Below are 23,024 nucleotides of genomic sequence, written 5' to 3'. Positions count from 1 at the left end.
CACAAGAGAGGGGGACCAAAGGGGTTATGTCAACCAACAATTTACCCTATCACAAATAGCCGGAAATACCAGTAAACAAAGGGTATCACGAACAGCATGCTGTCGAACCGGTCCAGTATCCCGCCGTGGCCGGGAAGCAGAGTTCCGGTGTCCTTGACCTGTGCATCCCGCTTGAACAGGGACTCCACCAGATCGCCCAGGGTCCCCAGCACCGCCGCCCCGGCGGCCATGATCAGAGAATCAACCGCCGATATCTCCCACAGCCACCATCTCTGGAGCAGCACCGCTGCAACGATGGTCACTACCAGCCCGCCGATAAGCCCTTCGATTGACTTCTTGGGGCTGATATGCGGCGCCAGGGGATGCTTCCCCAGCATCATCCCGGCAAAATAGGCCCCGGTGTCGCACAGCCAGACCAGGGCCATGGAAAAGAACAGCAGTTTATATCCTGTAAAACTATAGTCGGTCCGCAGCAGCAGCATATGTCCGAACAGGAAGGGGATATACAGAACGCCCATGATGGTTATGCCGATGCGGCTGATGGATTCCTTGACCTCGTCCCTGAAGACCATCCGAGACATTATCAGCATCACCCACAGGACCAATAGGGCCAACAGAAACGGCCATCTCAGGCCCAGAAAGGCCAGCAGGATCATCCCCCCGGACAGGCCCCACCAGGCCAGGGGATGCAGCCCCTTGGCCCTGGCCAGTCCGTAGAATTCCCACAGGCCCAAAAACGACAGGACCGCCACCAGCCCGGCCAGCCAGAAACCTCCCAGGTAGGCCATCCCCAGCATCAGGGGGATGCCGGCCAATGCCACCAAAGCACGCAGTCCCAGGGTGGAGAATCGGCTTTGGAAGCTCTTATCCCTGGGCCTGAATTCTTGGCTGTTGTTTTGATCGGTCATATCTCATCCTATCACTTATTAACTAACCTGATCACTATTTATCAGGATTTTTACCACCAAGCATGAACCAAGCAACACCGGAGTGATACTACTGCACCAAATTAAATTTGTTTTTGATTATAGGTTTTAATATACTTTGTGTCTTGGTGCCTTCGTGGTTAAAAAGTCACCCTTTTTTAATATCCGCCGTAATTTGGATCAGATCCCGCCGAAGCGCCGCTCCCGGCCCTGGTATTCCAGCAGGGACCGCATCAGCTCCTCCCGGCCGAAATCCGGCCACAGTACTTCGGTGAAATAGAACTCGGAATAGGCGCTCTGCCAGATCAGGAAGTTCGACAGCCGGTGCTCCCCGGAGGTGCGGATGATCAGATCGGGGTCGGGGATCTCCGGATGATACAGGTGTTTCAAGATCACGGATTCATCTATCTTGTCGGGATTCAAATGTCCGGATTTTATATCCTTGGCCAGACTCTTGACGGCGTCGGCCAGCTCGGCCCTTCCGCCGTAGGAAAGCGCCAGATTGAGCACCAGCCCCTTGTTATGCTCGGTCCTCTTGATGCAGTCCCTGAGGATCTTCAGGGCGGTCTTCTCCAGGTCCTCGATCCGGCCGCTGGCCACGATCTTGACCCCTTTGCCGTCCAGCTCGTCGATCTCCCCCAGCAGGTATTCCCGCAGGATCCTCATCAGCCCGGTGACCTCGGCCTTGGGCCGCAGCCAGTTCTCCACCGAAAAGGCGTAGAGGGTCAGGTATCTGATGCCGATCTCCCCGCAGGAGTTGACGATCTGCTTGACCGACTTCATGCCGGCCCGGTGCCCGGCCAGCCGGGGAAGACCCCGGCGTTTGGCCCAGCGCCCGTTGCCGTCCATGATCACCCCCAAGTGGACGGGGAGGTTCCCGATATCCGGTAATTTTTGTTTGCTGCCGGAGGTCATTGATCTTCCTTTTTGTTTGTCTTGATTTGACAAAAGAGCAAAGGCGCCCCTTTCACCCCGGCCTTGATGCCGGGACCGGGAGCGCCCTTTTGGTCTGCGGTGGTTCTTTTAGCCTTCCTTGATGGCATTGACCGGGCAGGCATCCACGCAGGCCCCGCAGTCAACACAGTCCTCGGTGATCTCAAACTTGTCCTCACCCTCGATTATAGCTCCGTTGGGGCAGGAATCCACGCAGCTACCGCAGGCCACGCATTCTTCGGTTATCACGTACGGCATTTGGCTAATCCTCCAATTATTATACTTCCATTATTTCTTTTTCTTTTTTGGCCAGGATCTCGTCTATCTGCTCGATGAACTTGTTGGTGTATTCCTGGGTCCTGTCGTGGGCCTTTTTCGATTCATCCTCGGATACCTTCTTGTCCTTCTCCAGTTTCTTTACCTCGTCGTTGGCCTCCCGCCGGATATTGCGGACGGCCACCTTGCTTTCCTCGGACATCTTCTTTACCAGTTTGACCAGCTCGTGGCGCCGCTCCTCGGTCAGGGTGGGGATGGGCAGGCGGATCACCTTCCCATCGTTGATGGGGTTCAGGCCCAGTTCGGATTTCATGATGGCCTTCTCTATCTCGGGTATCAGGGTCTTGTCCCAGGGCTGGATCACCAGCATCCTGGATTCCGGCACCGAGATGCCGGCCACCTGGTTGAGGGCCGTCAGATTTCCGTAGCTCATCACCTTGATACCGTCCAATAGTGCCGGGTTGGCCCGTCCGGTGCGGATCCCGGAGTATTCCCCTTTCAGAACATCCACTGCCTTGGCCATTTTTCGTTCCAACTCCTGGTATAGCTGTGGCAACATGGCTTACTCCTTAACAATGGTTCCCAATCTTTCGCCCTGGATTATCCGTTTCAAGGTTCCCGAATTATTGAGATCGAACACGATGATCGGCAGATGATTTTCCATGCACAGCGATACCGCGGTCAGGTCCATCACCGCCAGCTTGTCGGCCAGCACCTGGCTGAAGCTCAATGTCTGGTACTTCTTGGCGGATCGGTCTTTCTTGGGGTCGGAATTATAGACCCCGTCCACCTTGGTGCCCTTCAGCAGCACCTCGGCCTCCATCTCCACCGCCCGCAGGGCGGCTGCCGTATCGGTGGAAAAATAGGGGTTGCCGGTCCCGGCGGCCATGATCACCACCCGGCCCTTGTCCAGGTGCCTGAGGGCCCGCCGTCTTATATAGGGCTCGGCGAACTTGGGCATATCCACCGCCGACATCACCCTGGTCTGGCAGCCTTTTTTGTCCAGCACGCTCTGCAGGGCCAGGGAATTGATCACCGTGCCCAGCATCCCCATGTTGTCCGCGGTGACCCGGCTGATGCCGTTGTCCCTGACCTGGGTGCCCCGGATCAGGTTTCCCCCGCCGATGACCACCCCAATGGAAACGCCCAGCTCCTTAATCGTCAAAACCTCGTCGGCTATCCTCTCCAGCGAGGGGAGATCTATCCCCCGGCCTTCGGCTCCGCCCATGGCTTCGCCAGAAAGCTTTAAAAGTATTCTGCGGTATTTTGAATCTGGGCTCAAAATGGGACCTGCGATTTTTGTTGCTGTTTATTCACCCAACCGGAAACGGACGAACCTTTTGACCGTGATATTCTCCCCCAGTTTGGCTATGGTCTCCTTGATCAGGGTGTCGATGTTCTTCTGCGGTTCCTTGATATAGGGCTGTTCCAGCAGGCATATCTCGGAGTAGAACTTGTCCAGTTTGCCGCCCACTATCTTCTCCACCACGTTCTCCGGTTTGCCCGAGCCGCGCACCTGCTCCCGGTAGATATCCTTTTCCTTTTCTACCATCTCGGCCGGCACCTGCTCCCGGGAGACCACCGTGGGATTTGAGGCAGCCACCTGCATCGCCAGTTCCTTGACCAAGCCCTTGAATTGTTCGGTGCGGGCCACGAAATCAGTTTCGCAGTTGACCTCTATCATCACCCCCAGCTTGCCGCCCATGTGAATGTAGGCTTCGACCAAACCGTCCCCGGTAGCTCGTCCGGTCTTCTTATCGGCCGAGGCAATGCCTTTCTTACGGAGGTACTCCACCGCTTCGTCAATATTGCCGTTGCAGGCTTTGAGGGCCTCTTTGCAGGCCATCATCCCGGCGCCGGTCTTGTCCCGTAGACTCTTGACATCCTCTGCTGTGAATGACATCTATCTGGTCCTTTCTATTCTTTCTTGTCGGCCGGCTTATCGGCCGGCTGTTTGGCTCTGGGTCCCGCACCCGATCCCCGCATGCCACCGCCAACTGCCCGCCTGGGGGCTCCGGTCCTGGGGGCGCCCCTGGGGCCCTCTTTGTTCTCCGGCCGGCGGGCTCCGCGGTCCGACAGGTGTCTGCGGGGCTTGGCATCTTCGCCGGCCCCTCCGGCAGCATGGCTTTCCTTGGACTGGGTCTCCATATCACGCTGATACTTGGCCCGGCCCTCTATGATGGATTCGGATAGTAAATTGACGATCATTTTTATGGAGCGGAGGGCATCATCGTTGGCCGGCACCGGGTAGGTCACCGGATCGGGATCCACATTGGTGTCCACCAGGGCGATCACCGGGATGTCCAACCGATTGGCCTCGGCAATGGCCAGGCGTTCCTTCTTGCAATCGACCACTATCACCGCTCCCGGCATCCGGCGCATTTCCTTGACCCCGGACAGCACCTTCTCCATCTTGGTACGCTCCCGCTCCATGCCCAAGGCCTCTTTCTTGGTGTATCCCTGATAGCTGCTGACGGCCAGTTTGTCCAGGTCCTTGAGCCGCTTGATGCTCTTCTGGATGGTGGAGAAATTGGTCAGCATGCCGCCCAGCCAGCGGTCGGCCACATAATGCATGCCGCAGCGCTGGGCCTCTTCCTTGATGACATCCACCGCCTGTTTCTTGGTGCCCACGAACAGAAACTCATCGCCGCTCTCCGACATCCGGCCCGCCGTCTCGATGGCGGTATTCAGGCATTTGACGGTCTTCTGCAGGTCTATGATATGGATCCCGTTGCGTTCGTCAAAGATGAACTTCTTCATCTTGGGGTTCCAGCGCGGGGCCTGGTGCCCGAAATGAACTCCGGCCTCCAGCAGGTCTTTGATGGTAAAACTAGCCACTTTCCCTTTTCCTTCCGATTAATATGTTGGTTGTTCCTCTGCCCGGCTGCCGCCAGAATCCGGTTTTAAAACCGGACACCACTGGCGGGATTTAACGCCGGACATGTGATTTGGTATTTAGAGGATCCCCTTCCCGCAAATCTAAATGATATTAACGCTTGGAGAACTGGAATCTCTTTCTGGCCTTCTTCTGGCCGTATTTCTTTCTTTCCTTCTCGCGGGGGTCCCGGGTCAACAATCCGGCCGACTTAAGCGGGGGGCGCAGCTCCTGCTCCACCAGGTTGAGGGCCCGGGATATTCCCAGCCTCAGGGCCCCGGCCTGGCCGGCCACCCCGCCGCCTTCCACCTTGGCCCAGATATCGAATTTTCCCAGCTGGGATGTAAGTTCCAGCGGCTGCTTCACCATCATCACCAAGGTGGGACGGCAGAAGTACTCCTCGCAGGTCCTGTTGTTGACCGTCATCTTCCCCTGCCCCGGGGTCATTTTAACCTGGGCTACAGACGATTTGCGGCGCCCGGTCGCCCGAATAACGTTCTGGGTCATCTAACCTCCTACAATAAAATCCATCTGGGCCGGAAGACCGGCCGTGATATTGGAAAATTTCTACTTAGCCAGGGCCTGTGGGGCCTGGGCCACATGGGGATGCTTGTCGCCGGCATAAACATGAAGTTTGCTGAAATTGCTGCGGGCCAGCTTGGTCTTGGGCAGCATGCCCTTGACGGCCATTTCAACCACCCTCTCGGGCTTTTTGCCCTGCAGAACCCTGCCGTAGTTGATGGTCCGCAAGCCTCCCTGATATCCGCTGTGACGGTAAGCCACCTTGTTCTCCATCTTGGCACCGGTCAGGCGCACCTGGGCGGCATTGATCACCACCACATGGTCGCCGCAGTCGGTGTTGGGGGTGAATTGGGGCTTTCCCTTGCCCCTCAACAGCAGGGCTATCTGGGTGGCCAGCCTTCCCAACGATCTTCCCTTGGCATCCACCAAGAACCAGCGGTGCTCTACCTGTCCTTTTTTGGCAACATAAGTCTTCATTAAACCTGCTCCTTATAAACAACTAATAAGCCCTCAAAAACATCCTTGAGGGCTGTTTTTCCAGAATAGACAGGAAGTATACATAAAAATCACCCTTTTGTCAAGAGGAAAAACGACTTACGGTGCCATTGGGTCATGCCCGGGAACCAGCTTTTCTCTTCGGCCGTACCATTTTGCTGAACTTTCGAGCAGTCTTTAATGAAATGATGCCTTTTGCAGCAACTATATATAAGGCTTAAATTTCAGGGGTCTTACATTTGGAGCAATTTTAATATATAATTCTGAACATAAAACGCCAACTCTAAAAATATCAAGGAACGGATAATCATGGATGTTTCAGCCAAAGCGTTGGAAAATTTCGATTCCGGATACAACTGCGCCGAATCGGTGCTGATGGCAATAAGCGAATACCTTAATATGCCCAACGGCCGCAGTTTGCCCAGGATCGCCACCGGATTCGGGGGCGGCATCGCCCGCAACGGAAACCTGTGCGGGGCGCTGACCGGAGGGATCATGGTAATCGGTCTGGCCCTGGGCCGGGACGACAACCAGGGCAGCCGGGATCCCTGTTATCCGGCGGTAGACCGTCTGTTCAACGGTTTCATGGAAAAATTTGGCAGTTCCCAATGCCGCGAGCTGATCGGAGTTGATCTTAAGACCCCCGAGGGTCAGAAGGCCCATGCCAACCGGGACCTTAAAGAGACTTGCCGCTCCTGCGTCAAGTGGTCAGCCCGGACTTCGATGGATCTGATAACCGAATTCTCCCGGGGGGCTTCGGCAAATGCCTGATTCATCTCTGAGGGGCCAAAATAATGACGTTAGCTTAATACTTAAAACCCCATTCCCGAAAATCCCGCTGGGCTGTCCGGAATTTGAAGTCAGACCAGCCGTCACCAGTGTCATTGAAAATGATTTTCTTCTGATCATCAGTGATGCCTTTGGCCCGCCGCCCATGACCCACGATCTTTTTGAACTGGATATCGCCGAAGGTTGGTATAAACGGATGGATTGCCTGGTGATGTATCAGGCCGGAACACCGGTGGCGGCTGGCCAGATCCGGACGGAGGTCGAGCCAAGCAACCAGCCGATGCTGAGACTATTATTGAAATTGGGTTTTACCCGGGCCTGATCAAAAACGAACAAAAGAAACCCCGTCTTAAGACGGGGTTTCTTTTGTTCTGGCGGGGCCGACGGGGTTCGAACCCGCGACCTCCGACGTGACAGGCCGGCGTTCTAAGCCAAACTGAACTACGACCCCACCAGAGACGATGAATTATACAAAATTTTATTCCCGCTGTCAATCTCAAACTAACCGCAAATCGGGGAAGATCATTATTTCTTGCGTTTGGTGGGCGATTTCAATTCCCAATCCGCCACCAGGGCGGAGACCACGAATATCGAGGAGTAGGTCCCTATCACCAGGCCGAACAGCAGCGGTTTGGTGAAGTCCGAAAGCACCCGGCCGGCAAACAACTGCAAAGCCAGCAGCACCAGGAACACCGTGACCACCGTGATCACAGTCCGGGACAGGGTTTCGTTGATGCTGCGGTTGATCAGCTCAGGATAGGTCTCCTTCTGCGATTTGCGCAGGTTCTCCCGGATCCGGTCGGCCACCACGATGGAATCGTTGATGGAATATCCGATGATGGTCAGCAGCACCGCCACCGACTGCAGGTTGAATTCCATATTGGTCACCGAAATGAAGCCCAGGGTGCACAGCACGTCATGGAAGATGGCCACCACCGCGGCCACCCCGAAACGGAAGTCGAACCTGAAAGCCACGTATATAAGGATCAGTACGCATCCTATCAGCACCGCCCAGATGGCGTTCCGCTGAAGCTCCTTCCCTATCTTCGGCCCCACCGTCTCGTTGCTGTCGATGGTGACCTGGTTCTCCGGGAATCTCTGGCCCAGTACGGTCTTTATCCTCTCGCCTATCGAACTTGGTTTGACCTCCTCCTGGCCGGATTTTTCCTCGATCAGCCCGGTGCGGATCATGAAAGCATTTTTGATATTTTCGGTATCCTTGACCTTTTGTATCTCCGTATTGGGAATGCCCCCGTCGTTCAAGGCTTTTCGCAATTGGTCGGTGGGCACCGGAGCCGCAAAGTGGATCTGCATCATGGTCCCGCCGGTGAAATCCACCCCCAGCTTCAGACCGCCGTGCAGGATGACCGAAACGATGGTGACAATCAAGAGGGCGATGGAAAAAGCATAGGCCTTATAGCGGTTCTTGATGAACCCGAAATTAGATTGATGATGGAAAAAAGAAATCATTGTCATATCTCCTTAAATCGGCAGCTTCTGCAGGTTCCACTTGACGGTGATCCAGTCAAAGATCATCCTGGTCACCAGAATGGCGGTATACATCGAGATGGCCAGACCTATCATCAGGGTCACTGCAAAACCCTTGATCGGGCCGGTGCCGAAAAAGTACAGGGCCACCGCCGCCAGCACCGTGGTGATGTTGGCGTCCAGGATGGTGGAAAAGGCCCGCTCATACCCGGCATCTATGGAGGCCCGCACCGTCTTGCCGGCCCGCAGTTCCTCGCGAATGCGCTCGAAGATCAGCACGTTGGCGTCCACCGCCATACCGACCGTCAGAGCGATGCCGGCGATGCCCGGCAGGGTCAAAGTGGTGCGGAAGGCGGCCATTACCGCCAACAGCATGATGATATTGAAGGACAGAGCCAGCACCGCCACCAGACCGCCCAGGGCGTAATATATTACCATAAATAAGATCACCGCAATGGCGCCGATGATGGAAGCCTTTACGCCGTTTGAGATGGAATCCATCCCCAGGGTCGGGCCCACCGAGCGTTCTTCGATGATGGATACCGGGGCCGGCAGGGCGCCCGCCCGCAGGATGATGGCCAGATCCCGGGCCTCCTCGGTGGTGGCGTTACCCATGGTGATCTGCCCGCTGCCGTTGGGTATCCGGCCCTGGATGACCGGGGCCGATTTGACGGTGCCGTCCAGCACGATGGCCAGGCGACGTTTGATGTTGGCGGCGGTGATGCGGGAAAAGGTATTGGCATACTTGCGCACCAGGGTGAAGTCGACCCGCAAAGCGGAGGGATCATCATTGCTCCCCACACCCATCCTGGCCTCGGCCAGAGCCGCTCCGGTGATCTCCGGCTGTTTTTTCAGCATATATAGGGGATAGCGGCGATAACCCTCGCGATCCTCCTTGATCCCCCAGGCGAATTCGAAATCGGGTGGAATGGCGGCCTGCACCAGGGGGTCCTTAAGCGCCTTCACCACCAGTTCCCGGTCCTGCTCCATGACCGACATCTCACTGTTGCTCACGAACTGCAGCAACGAGCTAAAAGGTTTGTCTCCGAACATGGTGCTGTCGGACATCAGGGCCTGGCCCTTTTCTCCCAGCAGGGCCTTGTCTATTTTGTCCAAAACGTCCTGGAGAACCTTGTCCTCCTGCACCAGTTTGAACTCCAGCATGGCGGTGGTGCCTATCAGGGCCCGGGCCCTCTCCTGGTCCACACCGGGCAGCTGCACCACGATGCGATCGTTGCCCTGTTTCTGGATGGACGGCTCGGCTACGCCGAACTGGTCCACCCTGTTGCGGATGATCTCCAAGGCCCGATCGGTGGCATCGGACAGCTCCTTATCGGTGATCTCGTTCGGCTGTTTGCCAGTGGCCTTGGCCATGCCCTGGCGATCTATCTCCAGCACTATGTGCATGCCGCCCTTGAGATCCAGCCCCAGATGGATGGCCTTGGAATAAAGCTTGTTCAGTTCATCACGGGACATCTCGGCCTTCTGCTGTTCGGTGAGGCCCTGCAATTTAAAAGTGGGCACCAGCTGCCAGATGGCAGCCACCAGCAGGACCATGGTCAAGATGAACTTCCACAGATTAGATCTTCTCATCTTGTGTATGCTCCTAAGATAAAATAATAATTTTCAAAGGTTTCAATATTATAGAATTTGTAATTTTATCCTAAATACCATCGCTTTGTCAAGTATAATCGGCCTAATCCCCCTGCGATCAAACAGTGTCCAACAAGCGGGCGGCCTCGTCCAGCAGCAACTCTTTTTTGTTGTTCTCGGGGTGATCCAGCACATAGTCCAACAGACGCCTCAATATCCGCCCCACTTTCGGGCCGGGCCTAAGGTGAAACTCGGCCATGATAATGTTCCCGTCCACCTCCAGATCGTTGATGGTAAATGGGGGATTTTTGTTTATCACCTCAGTGACGGCCTGTTCGAAATGGCCCAATTCGCGACCGTCCTCCTCGGTGCCGCGTCCCTGGGCACGGATATCAGCCCGCCGCAGTTCTATCAGATCGTACACTCCCTTGATGCCGGCCTTGGCAATCAGCCTCCTCAGGCCCTTCTCGGTCTCGGGAAAAGCGAACATGTGCCGGCGTACCAACAGGGCCACCCGGGAGATGATCTGGCCGGAATATTTCAGCCTTTCCAACAGTTCTTTGGCGATCTTCTCTCCCAGCTTGTCGTGTCCGTAGAAATGCGCCCCGCCTTCGAAGACCTCCCGGCACCGGGGCTTGGCTATATCGTGCAGCAGGGCCGCCAGCCGCATCTCTAAACTCTTTGGCGCATAGTCAACGGATTTAATGGAATGCTCGAATACCTTGTAGCGGTGATAGCCTCCCGGCTGGGTGACATTCACCCCGGCCTCCAATTCCGGGAATACCTCTTTGAGCAGTCCGCTGCGCTGCATCAGCCAAAGCCCGATGGACGGTTGGTCGGCCTTGAGCAGCATCTTGTTCAGCTCCTGTTGCACCCTTTCCGGCGAGACGGTCCGGATAAGCCTGGCGTTCCTTTTGATGGCCTTGAAGGTATCCCGCTCAATGGAGAACTGGAACCGGGCGGCGAACTGACAGGCCCGCAGCATCCTCAAAGGGTCATCTTCGAAAGCCCGGGGGTTTACCATCCTGATCAGTCGGTCCTTGATGTCCTGAAGCCCGTTATAGGGATCGATCAAATTTGGTGTTTGGGATTTGATATTTGCCGTTCTCAAAGCAATGGCGTTGACGGTAAAATCCCTCCGGCCCAGATCCTGTTCCACCGGCAGATCGGGGTCAAACTCTATCTCAAAGTCCCGGTGGCCCAAACCGGTGCTGGTCTCTCGGCGCGGCAGGGCGATATCCACGGTTTTCGCTTGACAATTTGCAATATGCAATTTAAACTTTATCACGCCGAAAGATCTTCCCACCAGCTCCACCTGGCCGTAATATCCAAGGCCCGATATCAGGTCATCCATCGGCATGCCGGTCACCAGGTAATCGGCCTCCTCGGCCGGGTAGGACCAGAATTTATGATGGTCAATCATTCCGGCGTCCAGCGACAAGCTGTGGCGGATGCGATCCCGGACCACTCCGCCCACTTCGTAGATCTGACCGAGGGAGTTTACGGAGTCCAATATTTTTTGAGGCAGGTACATATCGGCATTTTAGCGGATTTATCGATCCTTTACAAGCAAAAAACCCGGCCGGAGCCGGGCGGTCGGAGTGTTTTGGCAGGGGTCTCTCATATTTACCGACGGTTGGGCGTTCAGCAGTGGAACACCTTCCTGAAGTGGTAGCCGTAGATGGTCATGGTGATGGCGGTGGGGAACAGCCGGGGTCTTTTGAACAGGGTCCAGAAGACCAAGCCCCAGTACTGAAACCGTTCCTTGCTCCACAACCCCAGCACCACAGTGGAGCCGGCCAGGGCCGCCAGCCGGGAGAAGCTAAACCTGGGCTTTTGTGCTTTGACCGGCCGGTATTCCCGCAAAAAGGTCCTCACCCGCCGGTAGTAGTTCCTCGGGGAGTAAATTGTTTTGACAATTTTCCGGTATCCCTCCAGCAGCGGGCCCGGGCCCATCTTGGGCACGAAATTCAAGTTAAAATCGGTGTTATCGCCGGAAAACTCTTTGGTCAACCGGTCCTGGTCCTTTAGCCGCCAGTAGAGTTTTGTTTTTGGCAGGATGTTGAGCAGGCTGACCATGGCAGTGGCGATGCCGCTCTGCTGGATGAACTTAATCTGGGTGTCAAAGATGCTTTTGGGATCGCTGTCAAAGCCCACGATGAATCCGGCATGGACCTGGATCCCATGGCCCTGGATCTTCTTGACCCCGGCGATCATGTCCCGGTTCTTGTTCTGAAATTTGCTGCATTCCTGCAGGCTGTTCTCATCCGGGGTCTCGATCCCCACGAACACCTGGTCAAATCCGGCCCGGGCCATCAGGGACAGCAGGTCGTCATCGTCGGCCATCTCTATGGAGGCCTGGGTGATAAAGGTGAACGGGTGCTTATGCGCATCCATCCAGGCTATAATCTGCGGCAGGACCTCGCCCTTGAGCCGGGCCTTTTTACCCACGAAATTATCGTCCACGATAAAAACACCGCCCCGCCAGGCCATTTTATAAAGGGCCTCCAATTCGTCCAATACCTGTCGGGTGCTCTTGGTGCGGGGGATCCGACCGTACAGGATGGAGATATCGCAAAAATCACAGTTGTAGGGGCAGCCCCGGGAATACTGCAGGTTCATGGAGGAGTATTTTTTGATATCGGCCAGTTGCCACATCGGGCGCGGGGATTTATTAAGATCAGCCCACTGGTCGGTGGTGTAAATGTGCTGAGGCTGGCCTTTCTCCAGATCGGCCAGGAACAGGGGCAGGGTGATCTCAGCCTCCTTGAGCACCAGATGATCTATTCCCGGAAAATCCTGGGGGTTGGCCGAGAACAGCGGCCCGCCGGCCACGGTCCTGACATTGTGCTTATGACATAGTTCCACGATCCGCTGGACCGATGGCCGCTGGGCGTCCATGGCGCTGATCATTACCATATCGGCCCAGGCGATTTCTTTTTCTTTCAGTTTCCTGAGATTGAGGTCGATCAAGCGCAGGGTCCAGTCTTTGGGCAGCAGGGCCGCCACGGTCAACAGTCCCAGAGGCGGGACATTGGCCTTTTTAAGGATGAACTTTAAGGCGTGCTTGAAACCCCAGAAGGTATCCGGATACTCCGGATAGATAAGAAGGGTGTTCATGGGGTGGCTTTCTATGCCGGGGGATTATTATGGTCAGACCGGGATGGAGCCTTTGCTGCTTTTAATATAGACCCGCGGGGGTGATTTGTCAAGGGCCTTTGAATTAATTTATTCGACCTCCCCAATCATCGTCGTATAAAGCTTCTCCAGACCGCATTTCTCATAAAATTCAATTCCATTCTTATTGTTGACCGAGGTAAAAAGCGCGTACTGCTTGATTCCCTTTCCCTTGAAATAACCTACCGCTCTTTGCAGCAGTTTTTTGCCGATCCCTTTGCCACGATGCTCTTTTTGCACCATCAGCCCGGAGATATCCCCCACATTTTTGATTTTCCAAAAATCAGCTTGTTCCTTGATATAGACTGATATGTAGCCGATTATAGCATCGCTCTCAACCGCCACAAAGGCCTTACGGTCATCAGTACCGATGAACCTGGCAAAGTAGCTGATTATGTCGTTATCCTCTATCTTGTCGATCTTGAAGAAATACGGATGGTATGATTCATATTCATAGAAGAAATCCCTGGATAGCTGCACCAAGGCTTTGAGGTCGTCCCCTTTTTTCAGCTCGCGTATTTCCATTTATAACCATTCCTTCTTGAAGCATTTTGTTTTTCATGGATTCCCGTTGGAATTTATCCCGCGCTTAGACGCGGGTCGGGCCTGCCCGCTTATATAGATTCTTTGCCAATGGCGGGGTGACGTCAAATCTACATTATCTCCTCCAGCGTCTGTTTGCTTGGGTCGAAGTTAAAGAATCTTATAACCGAGGGCACGAATACCAGCACGAAGAAAGCCCCGAAGGTCAGGATGAAGCACCCGGACATCAAAGGCCTTATGGGAAACACTTCGCCCAGCCATCCGCCCACCGCAAAAGCAATGGGGGTCAGGCTGCCGGCCATGGTGCCCAGCAGGCCGAATACCTTGCCCCGCATATCCTGGGGCACCGTTATCTGCATCACCGCGCTGATCAGGGCATTGACCACCGCGATTGACAGCCCTATCAGGGCCGCCATCGCCGACATGTAGATCATGGTGACATGCGCCGGGAACAGGGCCATGCAGGCTGCGCTCATCAGGGCCCCCAGATAAAAGACCAGGAACCTTTTAGCGGTGGGTATTTTTATGGTCGAAGCCAGAAGATAGCCCAAAAATGACCCCCCGGTCAGCACCCCCATCACTATCCCGTATTTACCGGCTCCCAGGAAGGATATCTTCTGAAACATGGGCAGGATCAAAAAGAACCCGATATTGGCGAAAAAGTTCAGCACCCCGAAGATCAGGAAAGAGTATCTGAGCCCTTTGAATCTTTTGACAAACAGCAGCCCGCCCTTCATGTCCTGAAAGAAGCTCAGCTTCTGGGATTGGTGCCTGACGGCCGGGATCTTCATGAAAAGTATGGCCGCCGCCGAGAAGACGTAGGAAAACCCGTCGAACAGGAACATCAGCGGGGCTTTGAGCGCCTGGTACAGGAAGCCGCCGCCGGCCGTGCCGATGATGCTGCTGCCGTTGTAGGCCAGGCTGAACACCGAGTTGGCCTGGACGATCTGCTCCGGCGGCACGATGTCCGGGATGGCCGAACTGACCGCCGGCCCGAAGAACGAACCGCAGACGCTTAAGACTATGCCGGCGGCGAAGACCATCCATATTTCAAGATGCCCGGCAAAGGCCGCCAGACCGATCCCGGCCGAGGCCACTCCCCGGATCACGTCCATGGCGATCAGCAGCGACCGGCGCTCGGTCCGGTCCACCCACACCCCGGCGAAGGGAGAGATCAGCACCCGGGGCAGGGTGGAGACGGCCATCAGGGTGCCCATCAGGCCGGTGGAGCCGGTCTTCTCCAGCACCCAGAAGCCCAGGGCAATGGCGTAAAAATTGTCGCCCAGGGAGGAGACCAGCTGGCCCTGCCACAGCAGCAGGAAATTGCGGTTCCAGAGCGATGGTGTTTTTTGATCAGCCATAAATTGATGTCCTGTTTTATGCTGCTTCTATTTGGGTTTATGCCCTTTTATGGCAAAAAGCTGCCGGGCATTGAACCAATAATATGAACCGTTCTTTATTTGTTGTTCATAGAGTTTTTCCCTTGGCTTATTTTTTTTACGCAATTTCAGGTACTTATCATAATCAGACTGGGTTCCTCCCCCGGCAAAAAATGTTTTTCTGAAGTGTTCATTTGCCTGTTTTTTATAACTGGGCTCCTTGCTCCTGCGAATCGATTCCTTCCTCTCGGCGATTTCATGTTTTTGCCTGGGTGTTTCATATGGCGAAATCCCCAGCGATGCCTGGCTTGCTATCTTGGCGTCAATCTGGCTGAACCCGGCAGCTTTCAGCCACAGCGGCACCCGGGGGGCAGCATTAAAATAACCCTGCCCCAAATTTGCCCTGCCCTGGGTATAAATAAAATCTATTTTCCGGAAAAACATTTCATCCTCCACTGGTAATTCCGGAAGTGACGTGAATGTGTGTTGTAACGACCAGGACAGATTGTCCGGCTCCTTACACAAAACGGTACCACCCGGTTTTAATATCCTATACATCTCATCCACTGATTTCTGAGGATCGGCCAAGTGCATCAGAAGGGTCTGGCACATTACGACATCTGCAGATTCATCTGGATATGGTAATTTATAGGCGTCGCCAACCTTGAATTCCGCTTTCCCGCCCTTGGCCCAGCTTTGGGAAAGCTTCGTGGCCTGGGCTACCAGCTTCGGGCTGACGTCCACCCCGCAATATTTACCACCCTTGCCAAAATGGGGCCAGTATAACGTTCCTAGATATCCTAAGCCACAACCCACGTCAACCACCGTTTGGCCCGGTTTGAAACCCACCCATTTAGCTATAAGGGCAACGTATTCCGGCTCCCACATGAATTTTCTCTGGTCTATGATCGCCTTCTTGTGCAGGCCTTTAGACCATTTGTTCTTGGCCGGTTTTTTCACCGCTGTCTTTTGATTTTTCCCGATCATGTCCCCTCCTCAGGCGATATATTTCAGATCATAGGCCTTGCCCATCCAGGCGGGGGCCTGGGCAACCTTCTCAAATGAGATACCCGGAATATCGCCGGCCCTCTTTCTGACGCTCTCGGTGACCAGGACCTGCCCGGCCTCCGCCACGTCCTCGCCCAGCTTGCTGGCCGCGTTGACCTCGGCCCCGAAGATGTCCGAATCCCCTATCCTCAGCATGGGGCCGTAACCCAGCCCGATACAGAGCAGCACTTTTTCCTCCTGGGACTTGTCCATATTGAATGTTTTGAGTTTCCTCTGCATGGCGACGGCAGCGGTAATCGCCTGGGGCACGTCCCGGAAGACTATCAGCAGGCTGTCCCCGTCGAACTTGAGCACCAGGCCATCGTTCTCATCAATTACCGGCGCCAGGACACATTCCGACTGGTAGATGGTCTGCAGGAAGTGAATTATCCCGAACTGGGCCACGTTGCGGGAGAATCCGGAAAGATCGGTGAACATCACGCAGTACTCCCCGCCGAACAGGTCCCATATCCGGCGGTCGATCTCCTTTTTGTCGGCGCCCGCCGTGAGCCTTTCCTTGACCAGCTTCTCCAGTTTGTCCTCGGAGGATCCCGGTTTGATCTTTTTCAGGTATATCATCAGATACTACCTTTTAATATGTTTGCGTTTATTCCCGATCTGACCTGATCTATCGGTCAGCATTTTCCCGGTTGCTGATCGGCCTCCATCTTCCCACTGGTCGCCCCGGCCCGCCTCCAGCGCATATCTCTGTTTCAGCTTCCCGGCCGCAGTCCGCTCGACGAAAAGGTCTTCACCGGTATAGGGATTTTTACCAGTATGGTACATGGCGGCCGAGGTCGTCATGGGCAGGGGGATAAAATCCTGGACCTGCTCCACGGCTAGGCCGTGCTTCTTAAGGAAGCGCTTCAGCTCCAGCATGTCCTCCAGCCGGCAGCCGGGATGGCTGGAGATAAGATACGGCACCAGGTATTGTTCCTTTTTACTTAAATGGCGGAAGATATCCAGAAACTCAAGGAAAACTTTTATCCCCGGTTTGTTCATCTGCTTAAGCACCAGGGCCGAGCAATGCTCGGGGGCGACCTTGAGATGCCCCCCGGTGTGCTTTTGCACCAGTTCCCTGAGATATTTGTGATCGTGCAGTGCCAGGTCGTACCGCACTCCCGAGGCTATGAAAATATTTCTGACCCCCGGCACCTTCAATGCTTGGTGCCACAGCTTGACGCTGGCATGCTGGCCCGGTTTTAAATTTTCGCACAATTGTGGCGCCAGACAGCTGGGCTTCCGGCAGAATTTCTCCCGGCCACTGACTTTGCACCCGGTGCCGTACATGTTGGCGGTGGGCCCGCCGATGTCGCTGATGACCCCTTTGAATTTTGGGTCTCTGGCCAGCAGTTCGGCTTCATTTATAATTGATTCAATACTGCGCGATTGAATGATAGGCCCCTGGTGAAAGAACAAAGTACAGAAACTGCAGCCACCATAACAACCGCGATGGGAAGTTACTGACCATTTGACGGTTTCAAATGCCGGTATGGGCTCGGTGTAGGACGGATGGACCCGGCGTTGGAACGGCAAGGCATATACGGCATCCAGTTCTTCGGAGTTCATCGGCAGGGCCGGGGGATTGACCAGCAGGTACCGGTCCCCGTGCTTTTGCAGCAGCCTTTTGCCGAAATACGGATTGGCCTCGTGGGAGGCAATGACAAAAGCCTGGTTGAACGCTTCCTTTGAACTTGACACTTCCTCAAACGATGGCAGCTCGGCATATTCCAAAGTTCCGAACTTCGGAAGCTCCGAACTTCGGCAAATAGCCGCCGTTCCGGGTATGCTTTGTAATTCTGCATTTTGCATTCTGCATTCTGCATTCAGCAGTTGAGCTATCCTGCCCACCGCTCTCTCCCCCATCCCGTAGACCAGCAGGTCGGCCTTGGCGTCGAACAGGATCGATCGCCGCACCGCATCATCCCAGTAGTCATAGTGTGCCAAACGGCGCAGGGAGGACTCTATCCCGCCTAAAACGATCGGGACATCCTTGTAGGCCTGGCGGATCAGGTTGGAGTAGACTATGACCGCCCGGTTGGGCCGCAGGCCGTGGCGGCCTCCGGGGGAATAGGGATCGTCGTGGCGCAGTTTCTTGTTGGCGGTGTAATGATGGAGCATGCTGTCGATGTTGCCGGAGGTGACCCCGAAGAACAGCCGGGGCTTGCCCAGGCGGAGGATGTCGGCGGTGGAATGCCAGTCGGGCTGGGCAATGATGCCCACCTTGAAGCCCTGAGATTCCAGCACCCGGCCGATCACCGCCGGGCCGAATGAGGAGTGGTCCATATAGGCATCTCCGGAGACCAGGATGATATCGCACTGTTCCCAGCCCAGGGAGTCCATCTCCGATCTTGTCATGGGCAGATAATTCATAGCTGTAAGGATAGCATCCGGCGTAGACAAATGCAATAAAAAAAACCGCCGGGATCGGCGGTTAATTGCTCATTAAAAGATATCAGAACCCCCCTTTTAATATCTCCTTGTTCCCTATCAGCCCCACCAATTTACCATCCTCCACCACCGGGATCTCCTGCATGTCGTTCTTGATCAGGTGCATCAGGGCCAGCGACAGGCTGTCATCGGCCTTGACCTGGGGGACCTTTATCATCACGTCATGGGCGATAATCAGCCCGCCGGTCTGCTCGTCCTCCAGGAACAGCCGGAGCTGCGACCAGTTGACCGAGGCCAGATACTTATTGTTGTCGTCTATCACCGGCAGTATCAGCTGGTCGGTCCGGCTGATGGCCTTGATGATGTCATGCAGGGACATCTGGGGCAGAATGGCCAGGATGTCCCTTTTCATGGCCTGGCGGCAGGTGGCCGAGGAAAGGTGGCTGTGGCGGCGCAGCTGGTCCACCGGCAGTCCGGCCTTGAACATGGCCTGGGTGTAGACCGAAGAACCCTTCATCCGCTTGGTTATCATGGCCGAGATGGCCACCACGATCATGGCCGGCAGCACTATCTTGTAAGTCCCGGTGATCTCGAAGATGATAAGCCCGGCGGTCAGCGGAGCGTTTAGGGCCCCGGCCACCACCCCGGCGGCCCCGGCCAGGGCGAAGGAGGCATTATAAACAAAGAACCCGGGAAACAAAATCGCCAGCAGCTGGCCGAAGGCCCCGCCCAGCATCGCCCCGATGAAAACGGCCGGGGCAAACGACCCCCCTGGCGCGCCGGAGCCCAGGGTCAATGAGGTGGCCAGTATTTTGGCAAAGACCAGCAGCAGGGCGGTCCACCACAGTATGTTTCCATTCAAAATGGCGGTTACCGAATGATACCCTTCGCCCAGGACCTGGGGCAGAGCCAGGCCCAGCACCCCCACCATCAAACCGCCCACTGCCGGCTTCAGCCAGGAGGAGAATTTATACCGGCCGAACATGGACTGCCCCTTGTAGAGGACATTGATGAAAAGCACCGATATCAGTCCGGATAAAAGGCCCAGGACCAAAAAGGGGATGATGTCATAGAGCGAGCCCAGCGAGGTTACCGCCGTCACCTGGAAGGCCGGCTGGTCGCCCAAAAAGGTACGGGAGATGACCGAGGCCGCCACCGCCGAAAGCACCACCGGTGCAAAGGTATTGATGGCGAATTCGCCCAGGATGATCTCCAGAGCGAAGAACACCCCGCCCAGAGGCGCCCCGAAGACCGCGGCAATTCCGGCAGCGGCTCCGCATCCCGCCATCAGCCTCAATTCATTGCCGGTCAATTTCAGTTTCTGCCCCAGATATGATCCCAGCGAGGAGCCGATCTCCACTATCGGGCCCTCCGGACCGGCCGAGCCGCCCGAGCCGATGGTGATGGCAGAGAGCAGGCTCTTAAGGCCCATCCTGGGATTGAGCAGGCCGCCTTTCAGCGAGACTGCGGCCATCACTTCGGGAACTCCTGATAACGGCTCCTCCTGGCGGAAGAAAAGGTACATAATGCCGCCCACCAACAGACCTCCGATGGCCGGTATCATGAAAGCCAGATAGCGCCACCACCGGCCGATCAGGAATATCTGATGCGGATCGTGGGGAAAGAACAGGCTGTTGGAGAAGATGATCAGGCTGCGGAAGGCCACCGCAGTCAGACCGGTGATGATCCCCAAGCCGACCCCCAAGAGCAGTATCCTGGTGGGGCGGCCTATCTGAGAAATACGCTCGGTAGCCCTAAGAGCATATTTTTTAAATTTGGCGATCAAGGAAGTCCTTTCGATTGAATCAGGGATTTTAAAAATGTCAGCACTTTGGCCGGGGATGCCAGCCGGAATTCTGCTGCGGTCCGGCCCTGGGGTTTCTCCCGGTTCTCCACCAGCAAGGTAAGGCCGACCCCCCGCAATGCCCGGAAGGCGTCCTCGTCGGTAGTATCATCGCCGATATAAATTGGGAATGGCTTCTTATTATAAAGTTTTTTCACCAGCAGTTTGACGGCCCGCCCCTTGTCCCAGGATACATTGGGCCTGAAATCATAGACCTTCCGGCCCGGCTGGCAGAGCAGACGGGGATATTTTTTTTGCAACCCGGAGATCTGTTCGTTCATAGAAGGAATATATTCCCCGGTCACGTTACGGAAGTGGAGGGCCACCGACAGCCCCTTGTCCTCTATCAAGGCCCCTGGCAGTTTGCTTTCCAAACCCTTCAGATCTTTGAGCAGGGATTTCAGATGGGGGATGGCCGCCCTGGCCCGGGGATGGGTGAATTTAAATCCCGGCCCGCTGATCTCCAGGCCGTGACATCCGGCATAATACATGCCCCGGACCGGCACCAGTTTTTTCAGCTCGGCCAGCTTCCTTCCGCTGATGATGGCCAGTGTTATATCAGAAGACCGGCCCAGGCTGTCAAGCAGTTTAAGGGTGCCGGACGGAAGCCTGGCCATTTCGGGGCGGGGGCGGATGGGGGCCAGGGTCCCGTCGAAATCCAGCATCAGCAGGATCATAGGTATATCTTCTTTTGCCCGGAGAACCTGGTGGAAAGCATCACCAGCATATAACGGCGCAGATGGCGGGTGATCAGGAAATTGCCCCGGACGAACTCCTTGCCGGCCTTGCCCAGGGCCGCAGCCCAGTCCGGATTGGCCAGCAGATAGCGGATGGAATAGGCAAGCCCCTCGGTGGAATGGACCAGCAGACCGGTGACATCGTGCAGCACCTGCTGGGTGATGCCCCCCACCGGCCGGCTGATGATGGCCTTGCCCTTCCACAGGGCCTCGGAAACCGTCAGGCCGAAGCCCTCCTTGATGGAATTCTGAACGATGATGGAGGAGCCCCTCACCAAGGCGTTGATCTCCAGGTCGGCCCCCGGGGCCAGGTGGAGAATATGGATGTCCGGACGGCCTTCGGCCTCGGCCTTGACCTCCTCCAGCACCAGCAGGCCCTCGGGATCGTCGGTGGCCCCGCCCCCGGCCAGCACCAGCTGGCAGTCCAGTTTTTTGTGGGCCATCTTAAAGGCTTTGATCAGGCCCACCGGGTCCTTCAGGCGGTCGAACCTGGAGATCTGGGTTACGATCGGCCGCTGGCGGTCAATACCGTATTTTTCGAATACCGAATTGATGAATCGCGGCTCCAATTCCTTATTCTTGTCGGCCAGCGGATCGATGGAAGGCGGGATCAGAAACTGGGGAACCGACAGTCTCTGGGAAAAGCTGGGAGACGAGATGACCGCTCCCTCATACCGCTCAACGTAATTTTTAAGGAACTGCCACAGGTCGGGTTGGGGGGTGGAAATATCGATATGGCACCTCCACACCCAATGGGCCTTGGATTTGGTCCTTTTCTCTATCAGGCAGATGGGCTGGGGATCGTGAATGAAGACAAAATCGTCCTGCGAAAAGTCCATCTCCTCGGCATTTTTACGGTTGTAATCCGCAAAGACCCGCAGCATCTCCGATGTTATATTTTCCGCTTTGCCGTGGAGGGCATTATGAAAAGCCTTGGTGATATTGAAAAAATCGTCGCCTCCCTTGATCACCTCCCACCTGGCCAGTATTCCCATCTCATTGAGCAGCGGCACCATCCGGTGCAGGATCTCCGCCACTCCACCGCCCACCGAGGTGGAGTTGATATGTTTCATCCGGGCGCCCTTCAGCTGGCGGGCAATGGCACGCATCTCCTCAATTTCGGGATCGCCCACCACCTGGCGATAATCGTCCAGTTTGGCTAAAGCCATATCACTTATCACCTCCCTTTCGGTTATTGCCTCTGGCCCGGAGATCGGGCAGGTCCTTTAGTTTTATCTGGTCATCAAAAAAACGGTTAAGGCTGCGGGCCGGATAGGATATGGTATCCATCAGCAGTTCTATCATCTCGGCCGGCAGCTGGACCACTTTTTTCACCAGCTCCCTGGGAGGCACGCCCCGGTGTCTCCCCAGGATGATGAACAGGTGGCCCCTGATCTGCTCCAGGCTGTACACCGAAATGTCCAGCTTGGAGATCTCATCGGCTATTTCCGGGGCCTCCAGGTGCTCCCTGAGCCAGATGGAAAAGTCGTTGTCAAAACGGTGCAGCCTGATCCTGGCCTCGAAAAGGTGGTAATACAGGGAGCGTCGGGTGATCATTCCCAGGGCCTGGATGAATTCATCCAGGTTCCCGGCCTTGGTGCCGGTATCCAGGATCACCGAAGTTGACTCGCAGAAATTGAACTGGCTCCCCGGGGGGGCCTGGTTTATTATGGGATCGCTGGCCAGATGCTCTTCAATTATTTCCGCCAGGCGGTTTCGGAAACTCCTGATGTCGTCGTACTGGGTGGGGTCCACCGCCGCCAGCCTTTCCCCCAGCCCCTTTTCCCGGATCACCTCACCCACCCAGTATCCGAAATCGTGGATGGGCGGACGTCCGAAGGTCTGCCATTCGCGGTATACCTGGTGGCTGTGGTGGTAGATGGACGACCCGCTGACCTCGCGGATGCCCTCCAGCAGCTCTTTGATATTGCCAGCCCGGCGGTCGGTGATGGTCACCAGGGAGGACGAGGTCATGAAAATGAAGGGGCTTTGGGCCGTGTTTCGCATATC

Annotated in this window: 24 protein-coding genes and 1 tRNA gene; 2 read left to right on the top strand and 23 right to left on the bottom strand. The window is 55.7% G+C overall.

The genetic code is table 11. The features are described 5' to 3' along the window. Positions 1 to 41 precede the first annotated feature (41 nt). The 9 genes from RDU76_04430 to rplM all read right to left on the bottom strand — a co-directional run bounded on the left by RDU76_04430 (position 42) and on the right by rplM (position 6,009). Positions 42 to 908 carry a phosphatidate cytidylyltransferase gene (locus tag RDU76_04430; protein MDQ7798177.1) on the bottom strand — a complete coding sequence of 289 codons (867 nt, stop codon included), beginning with the start codon at positions 906 to 908 and terminating at the stop codon, positions 42 to 44. Positions 909 to 1,106: 198 nt separating this feature from the next. Then, positions 1,107 to 1,841, bottom strand: a complete 735-nt coding sequence (locus RDU76_04425) for an isoprenyl transferase (GenBank protein MDQ7798176.1) — start codon at positions 1,839 to 1,841, stop codon at positions 1,107 to 1,109. 108 nt (positions 1,842 to 1,949) lie between these two features. Then, positions 1,950 to 2,117, bottom strand: coding sequence for a 4Fe-4S binding protein (locus RDU76_04420; protein ID MDQ7798175.1), 168 nt, complete (start codon positions 2,115 to 2,117; stop codon positions 1,950 to 1,952). 19 nt (positions 2,118 to 2,136) lie between these two features. Next, positions 2,137 to 2,694: a ribosome recycling factor gene (frr, locus tag RDU76_04415; GenBank protein MDQ7798174.1), complete on the bottom strand. Its 558-nt coding sequence runs from the start codon at positions 2,692 to 2,694 to the stop codon at positions 2,137 to 2,139. Positions 2,695 to 2,697: 3 nt separating this feature from the next. Continuing rightward, on the bottom strand, positions 2,698 to 3,417 hold the full coding sequence (gene pyrH / locus RDU76_04410) for a UMP kinase (GenBank protein ID MDQ7798173.1): 720 nt from the start codon (positions 3,415 to 3,417) through the stop codon (positions 2,698 to 2,700). A gap of 27 nt (positions 3,418 to 3,444) precedes the next feature. Beyond that, complete coding sequence (tsf, locus tag RDU76_04405) at positions 3,445 to 4,038, bottom strand: translation elongation factor Ts (GenBank protein MDQ7798172.1); 594 nt, start codon at positions 4,036 to 4,038, stop codon at positions 3,445 to 3,447. Positions 4,039 to 4,052: 14 nt separating this feature from the next. Then, on the bottom strand, positions 4,053 to 4,973 hold the full coding sequence (rpsB, locus tag RDU76_04400; GenBank protein MDQ7798171.1) for a 30S ribosomal protein S2: 921 nt from the start codon (positions 4,971 to 4,973) through the stop codon (positions 4,053 to 4,055). A 151-nt stretch (positions 4,974 to 5,124) separates the two neighbouring features. Beyond that, the gene (rpsI, locus tag RDU76_04395) at positions 5,125 to 5,517 is read right to left on the bottom strand and encodes a 30S ribosomal protein S9 (protein MDQ7798170.1); all 393 of its coding nucleotides are present in this window, start codon (positions 5,515 to 5,517) and stop codon (positions 5,125 to 5,127) included. A 60-nt stretch (positions 5,518 to 5,577) separates the two neighbouring features. Next, positions 5,578 to 6,009 (bottom strand): 50S ribosomal protein L13, encoded by a 432-nt coding sequence (gene rplM, locus RDU76_04390; GenBank protein ID MDQ7798169.1) that lies wholly within the window; start codon positions 6,007 to 6,009, stop codon positions 5,578 to 5,580. A 327-nt stretch (positions 6,010 to 6,336) separates the two neighbouring features. On the opposite strand from rplM, the gene RDU76_04385 reads away from it, so the two are divergent. Then, entirely contained in the window at positions 6,337 to 6,798 is a 462-nt protein-coding gene (locus RDU76_04385) for a C-GCAxxG-C-C family protein (protein ID MDQ7798168.1), read from the top strand. Further along, positions 6,791 to 7,138 (top strand): hypothetical protein, encoded by a 348-nt coding sequence (locus RDU76_04380; protein MDQ7798167.1) that lies wholly within the window; start codon positions 6,791 to 6,793, stop codon positions 7,136 to 7,138. Before RDU76_04385 ends, RDU76_04380 begins: the two co-directional genes overlap by 8 nt. A 50-nt stretch (positions 7,139 to 7,188) precedes the next feature. On the opposite strand, the gene RDU76_04375 is transcribed toward RDU76_04380, so the two are convergent. From RDU76_04375 to RDU76_04310, 14 genes are all read right to left on the bottom strand, one after another. After that, positions 7,189 to 7,267 (bottom strand) — tRNA-Asp (locus RDU76_04375). A gap of 74 nt (positions 7,268 to 7,341) precedes the next feature. Further along, entirely contained in the window at positions 7,342 to 8,286 is a 945-nt protein-coding gene (secF, locus tag RDU76_04370; protein MDQ7798166.1) for a protein translocase subunit SecF, read from the bottom strand. A 12-nt stretch (positions 8,287 to 8,298) separates the two neighbouring features. Beyond that, positions 8,299 to 9,897 (bottom strand): protein translocase subunit SecD, encoded by a 1,599-nt coding sequence (gene secD, locus RDU76_04365; GenBank protein ID MDQ7798165.1) that lies wholly within the window; start codon positions 9,895 to 9,897, stop codon positions 8,299 to 8,301. A gap of 118 nt (positions 9,898 to 10,015) precedes the next feature. Then, a complete protein-coding gene (locus RDU76_04360; GenBank protein ID MDQ7798164.1) occupies positions 10,016 to 11,431 on the bottom strand; it encodes an HD domain-containing protein in 1,416 nt (471 codons plus the stop codon). A 110-nt stretch (positions 11,432 to 11,541) separates the two neighbouring features. After that, positions 11,542 to 13,017, bottom strand: a complete 1,476-nt coding sequence (locus RDU76_04355; protein ID MDQ7798163.1) for a B12-binding domain-containing radical SAM protein — start codon at positions 13,015 to 13,017, stop codon at positions 11,542 to 11,544. Between the two features lie 108 nt (positions 13,018 to 13,125). Then, entirely contained in the window at positions 13,126 to 13,599 is a 474-nt protein-coding gene (locus tag RDU76_04350; protein ID MDQ7798162.1) for a GNAT family N-acetyltransferase, read from the bottom strand. 128 nt (positions 13,600 to 13,727) lie between these two features. Next, positions 13,728 to 14,978 (bottom strand): MFS transporter, encoded by a 1,251-nt coding sequence (locus RDU76_04345; protein ID MDQ7798161.1) that lies wholly within the window; start codon positions 14,976 to 14,978, stop codon positions 13,728 to 13,730. Between the two features lie 27 nt (positions 14,979 to 15,005). Beyond that, the gene (locus RDU76_04340) at positions 15,006 to 15,983 is read right to left on the bottom strand and encodes a methyltransferase domain-containing protein (GenBank protein MDQ7798160.1); all 978 of its coding nucleotides are present in this window, start codon (positions 15,981 to 15,983) and stop codon (positions 15,006 to 15,008) included. A 9-nt stretch (positions 15,984 to 15,992) separates the two neighbouring features. Beyond that, on the bottom strand, positions 15,993 to 16,622 hold the full coding sequence (locus tag RDU76_04335) for an adenylate/guanylate cyclase domain-containing protein (protein ID MDQ7798159.1): 630 nt from the start codon (positions 16,620 to 16,622) through the stop codon (positions 15,993 to 15,995). A 6-nt stretch (positions 16,623 to 16,628) separates the two neighbouring features. Continuing rightward, the gene (locus tag RDU76_04330) at positions 16,629 to 18,416 is read right to left on the bottom strand and encodes a YgiQ family radical SAM protein (GenBank protein ID MDQ7798158.1); all 1,788 of its coding nucleotides are present in this window, start codon (positions 18,414 to 18,416) and stop codon (positions 16,629 to 16,631) included. 82 nt (positions 18,417 to 18,498) lie between these two features. After that, complete coding sequence (locus RDU76_04325) at positions 18,499 to 20,220, bottom strand: chloride channel protein (GenBank protein ID MDQ7798157.1); 1,722 nt, start codon at positions 20,218 to 20,220, stop codon at positions 18,499 to 18,501. Then, positions 20,217 to 20,954, bottom strand: a complete 738-nt coding sequence (gene otsB / locus RDU76_04320) for a trehalose-phosphatase (protein MDQ7798156.1) — start codon at positions 20,952 to 20,954, stop codon at positions 20,217 to 20,219. Before otsB ends, RDU76_04325 begins: the two co-directional genes overlap by 4 nt. Further along, a complete protein-coding gene (locus tag RDU76_04315; protein ID MDQ7798155.1) occupies positions 20,951 to 22,183 on the bottom strand; it encodes a glycosyltransferase in 1,233 nt (410 codons plus the stop codon). Before RDU76_04315 ends, otsB begins: the two co-directional genes overlap by 4 nt. Before the next feature lies 1 nt (position 22,184). Beyond that, positions 22,185 to 23,021 carry a DUF5752 family protein gene (locus RDU76_04310; protein ID MDQ7798154.1) on the bottom strand — a complete coding sequence of 279 codons (837 nt, stop codon included), beginning with the start codon at positions 23,019 to 23,021 and terminating at the stop codon, positions 22,185 to 22,187. Between the last annotated feature and the right edge of the window lie 3 nt (positions 23,022 to 23,024).

Source organism: Candidatus Edwardsbacteria bacterium (genome assembly GCA_031082425.1).
GTDB lineage: Bacteria > Edwardsbacteria > AC1 > AC1 > EtOH8 > UBA2226.
Note: the sequence above shows the minus strand (reverse complement) of the source record. Positions and strands in the feature narration are given on the sequence as shown.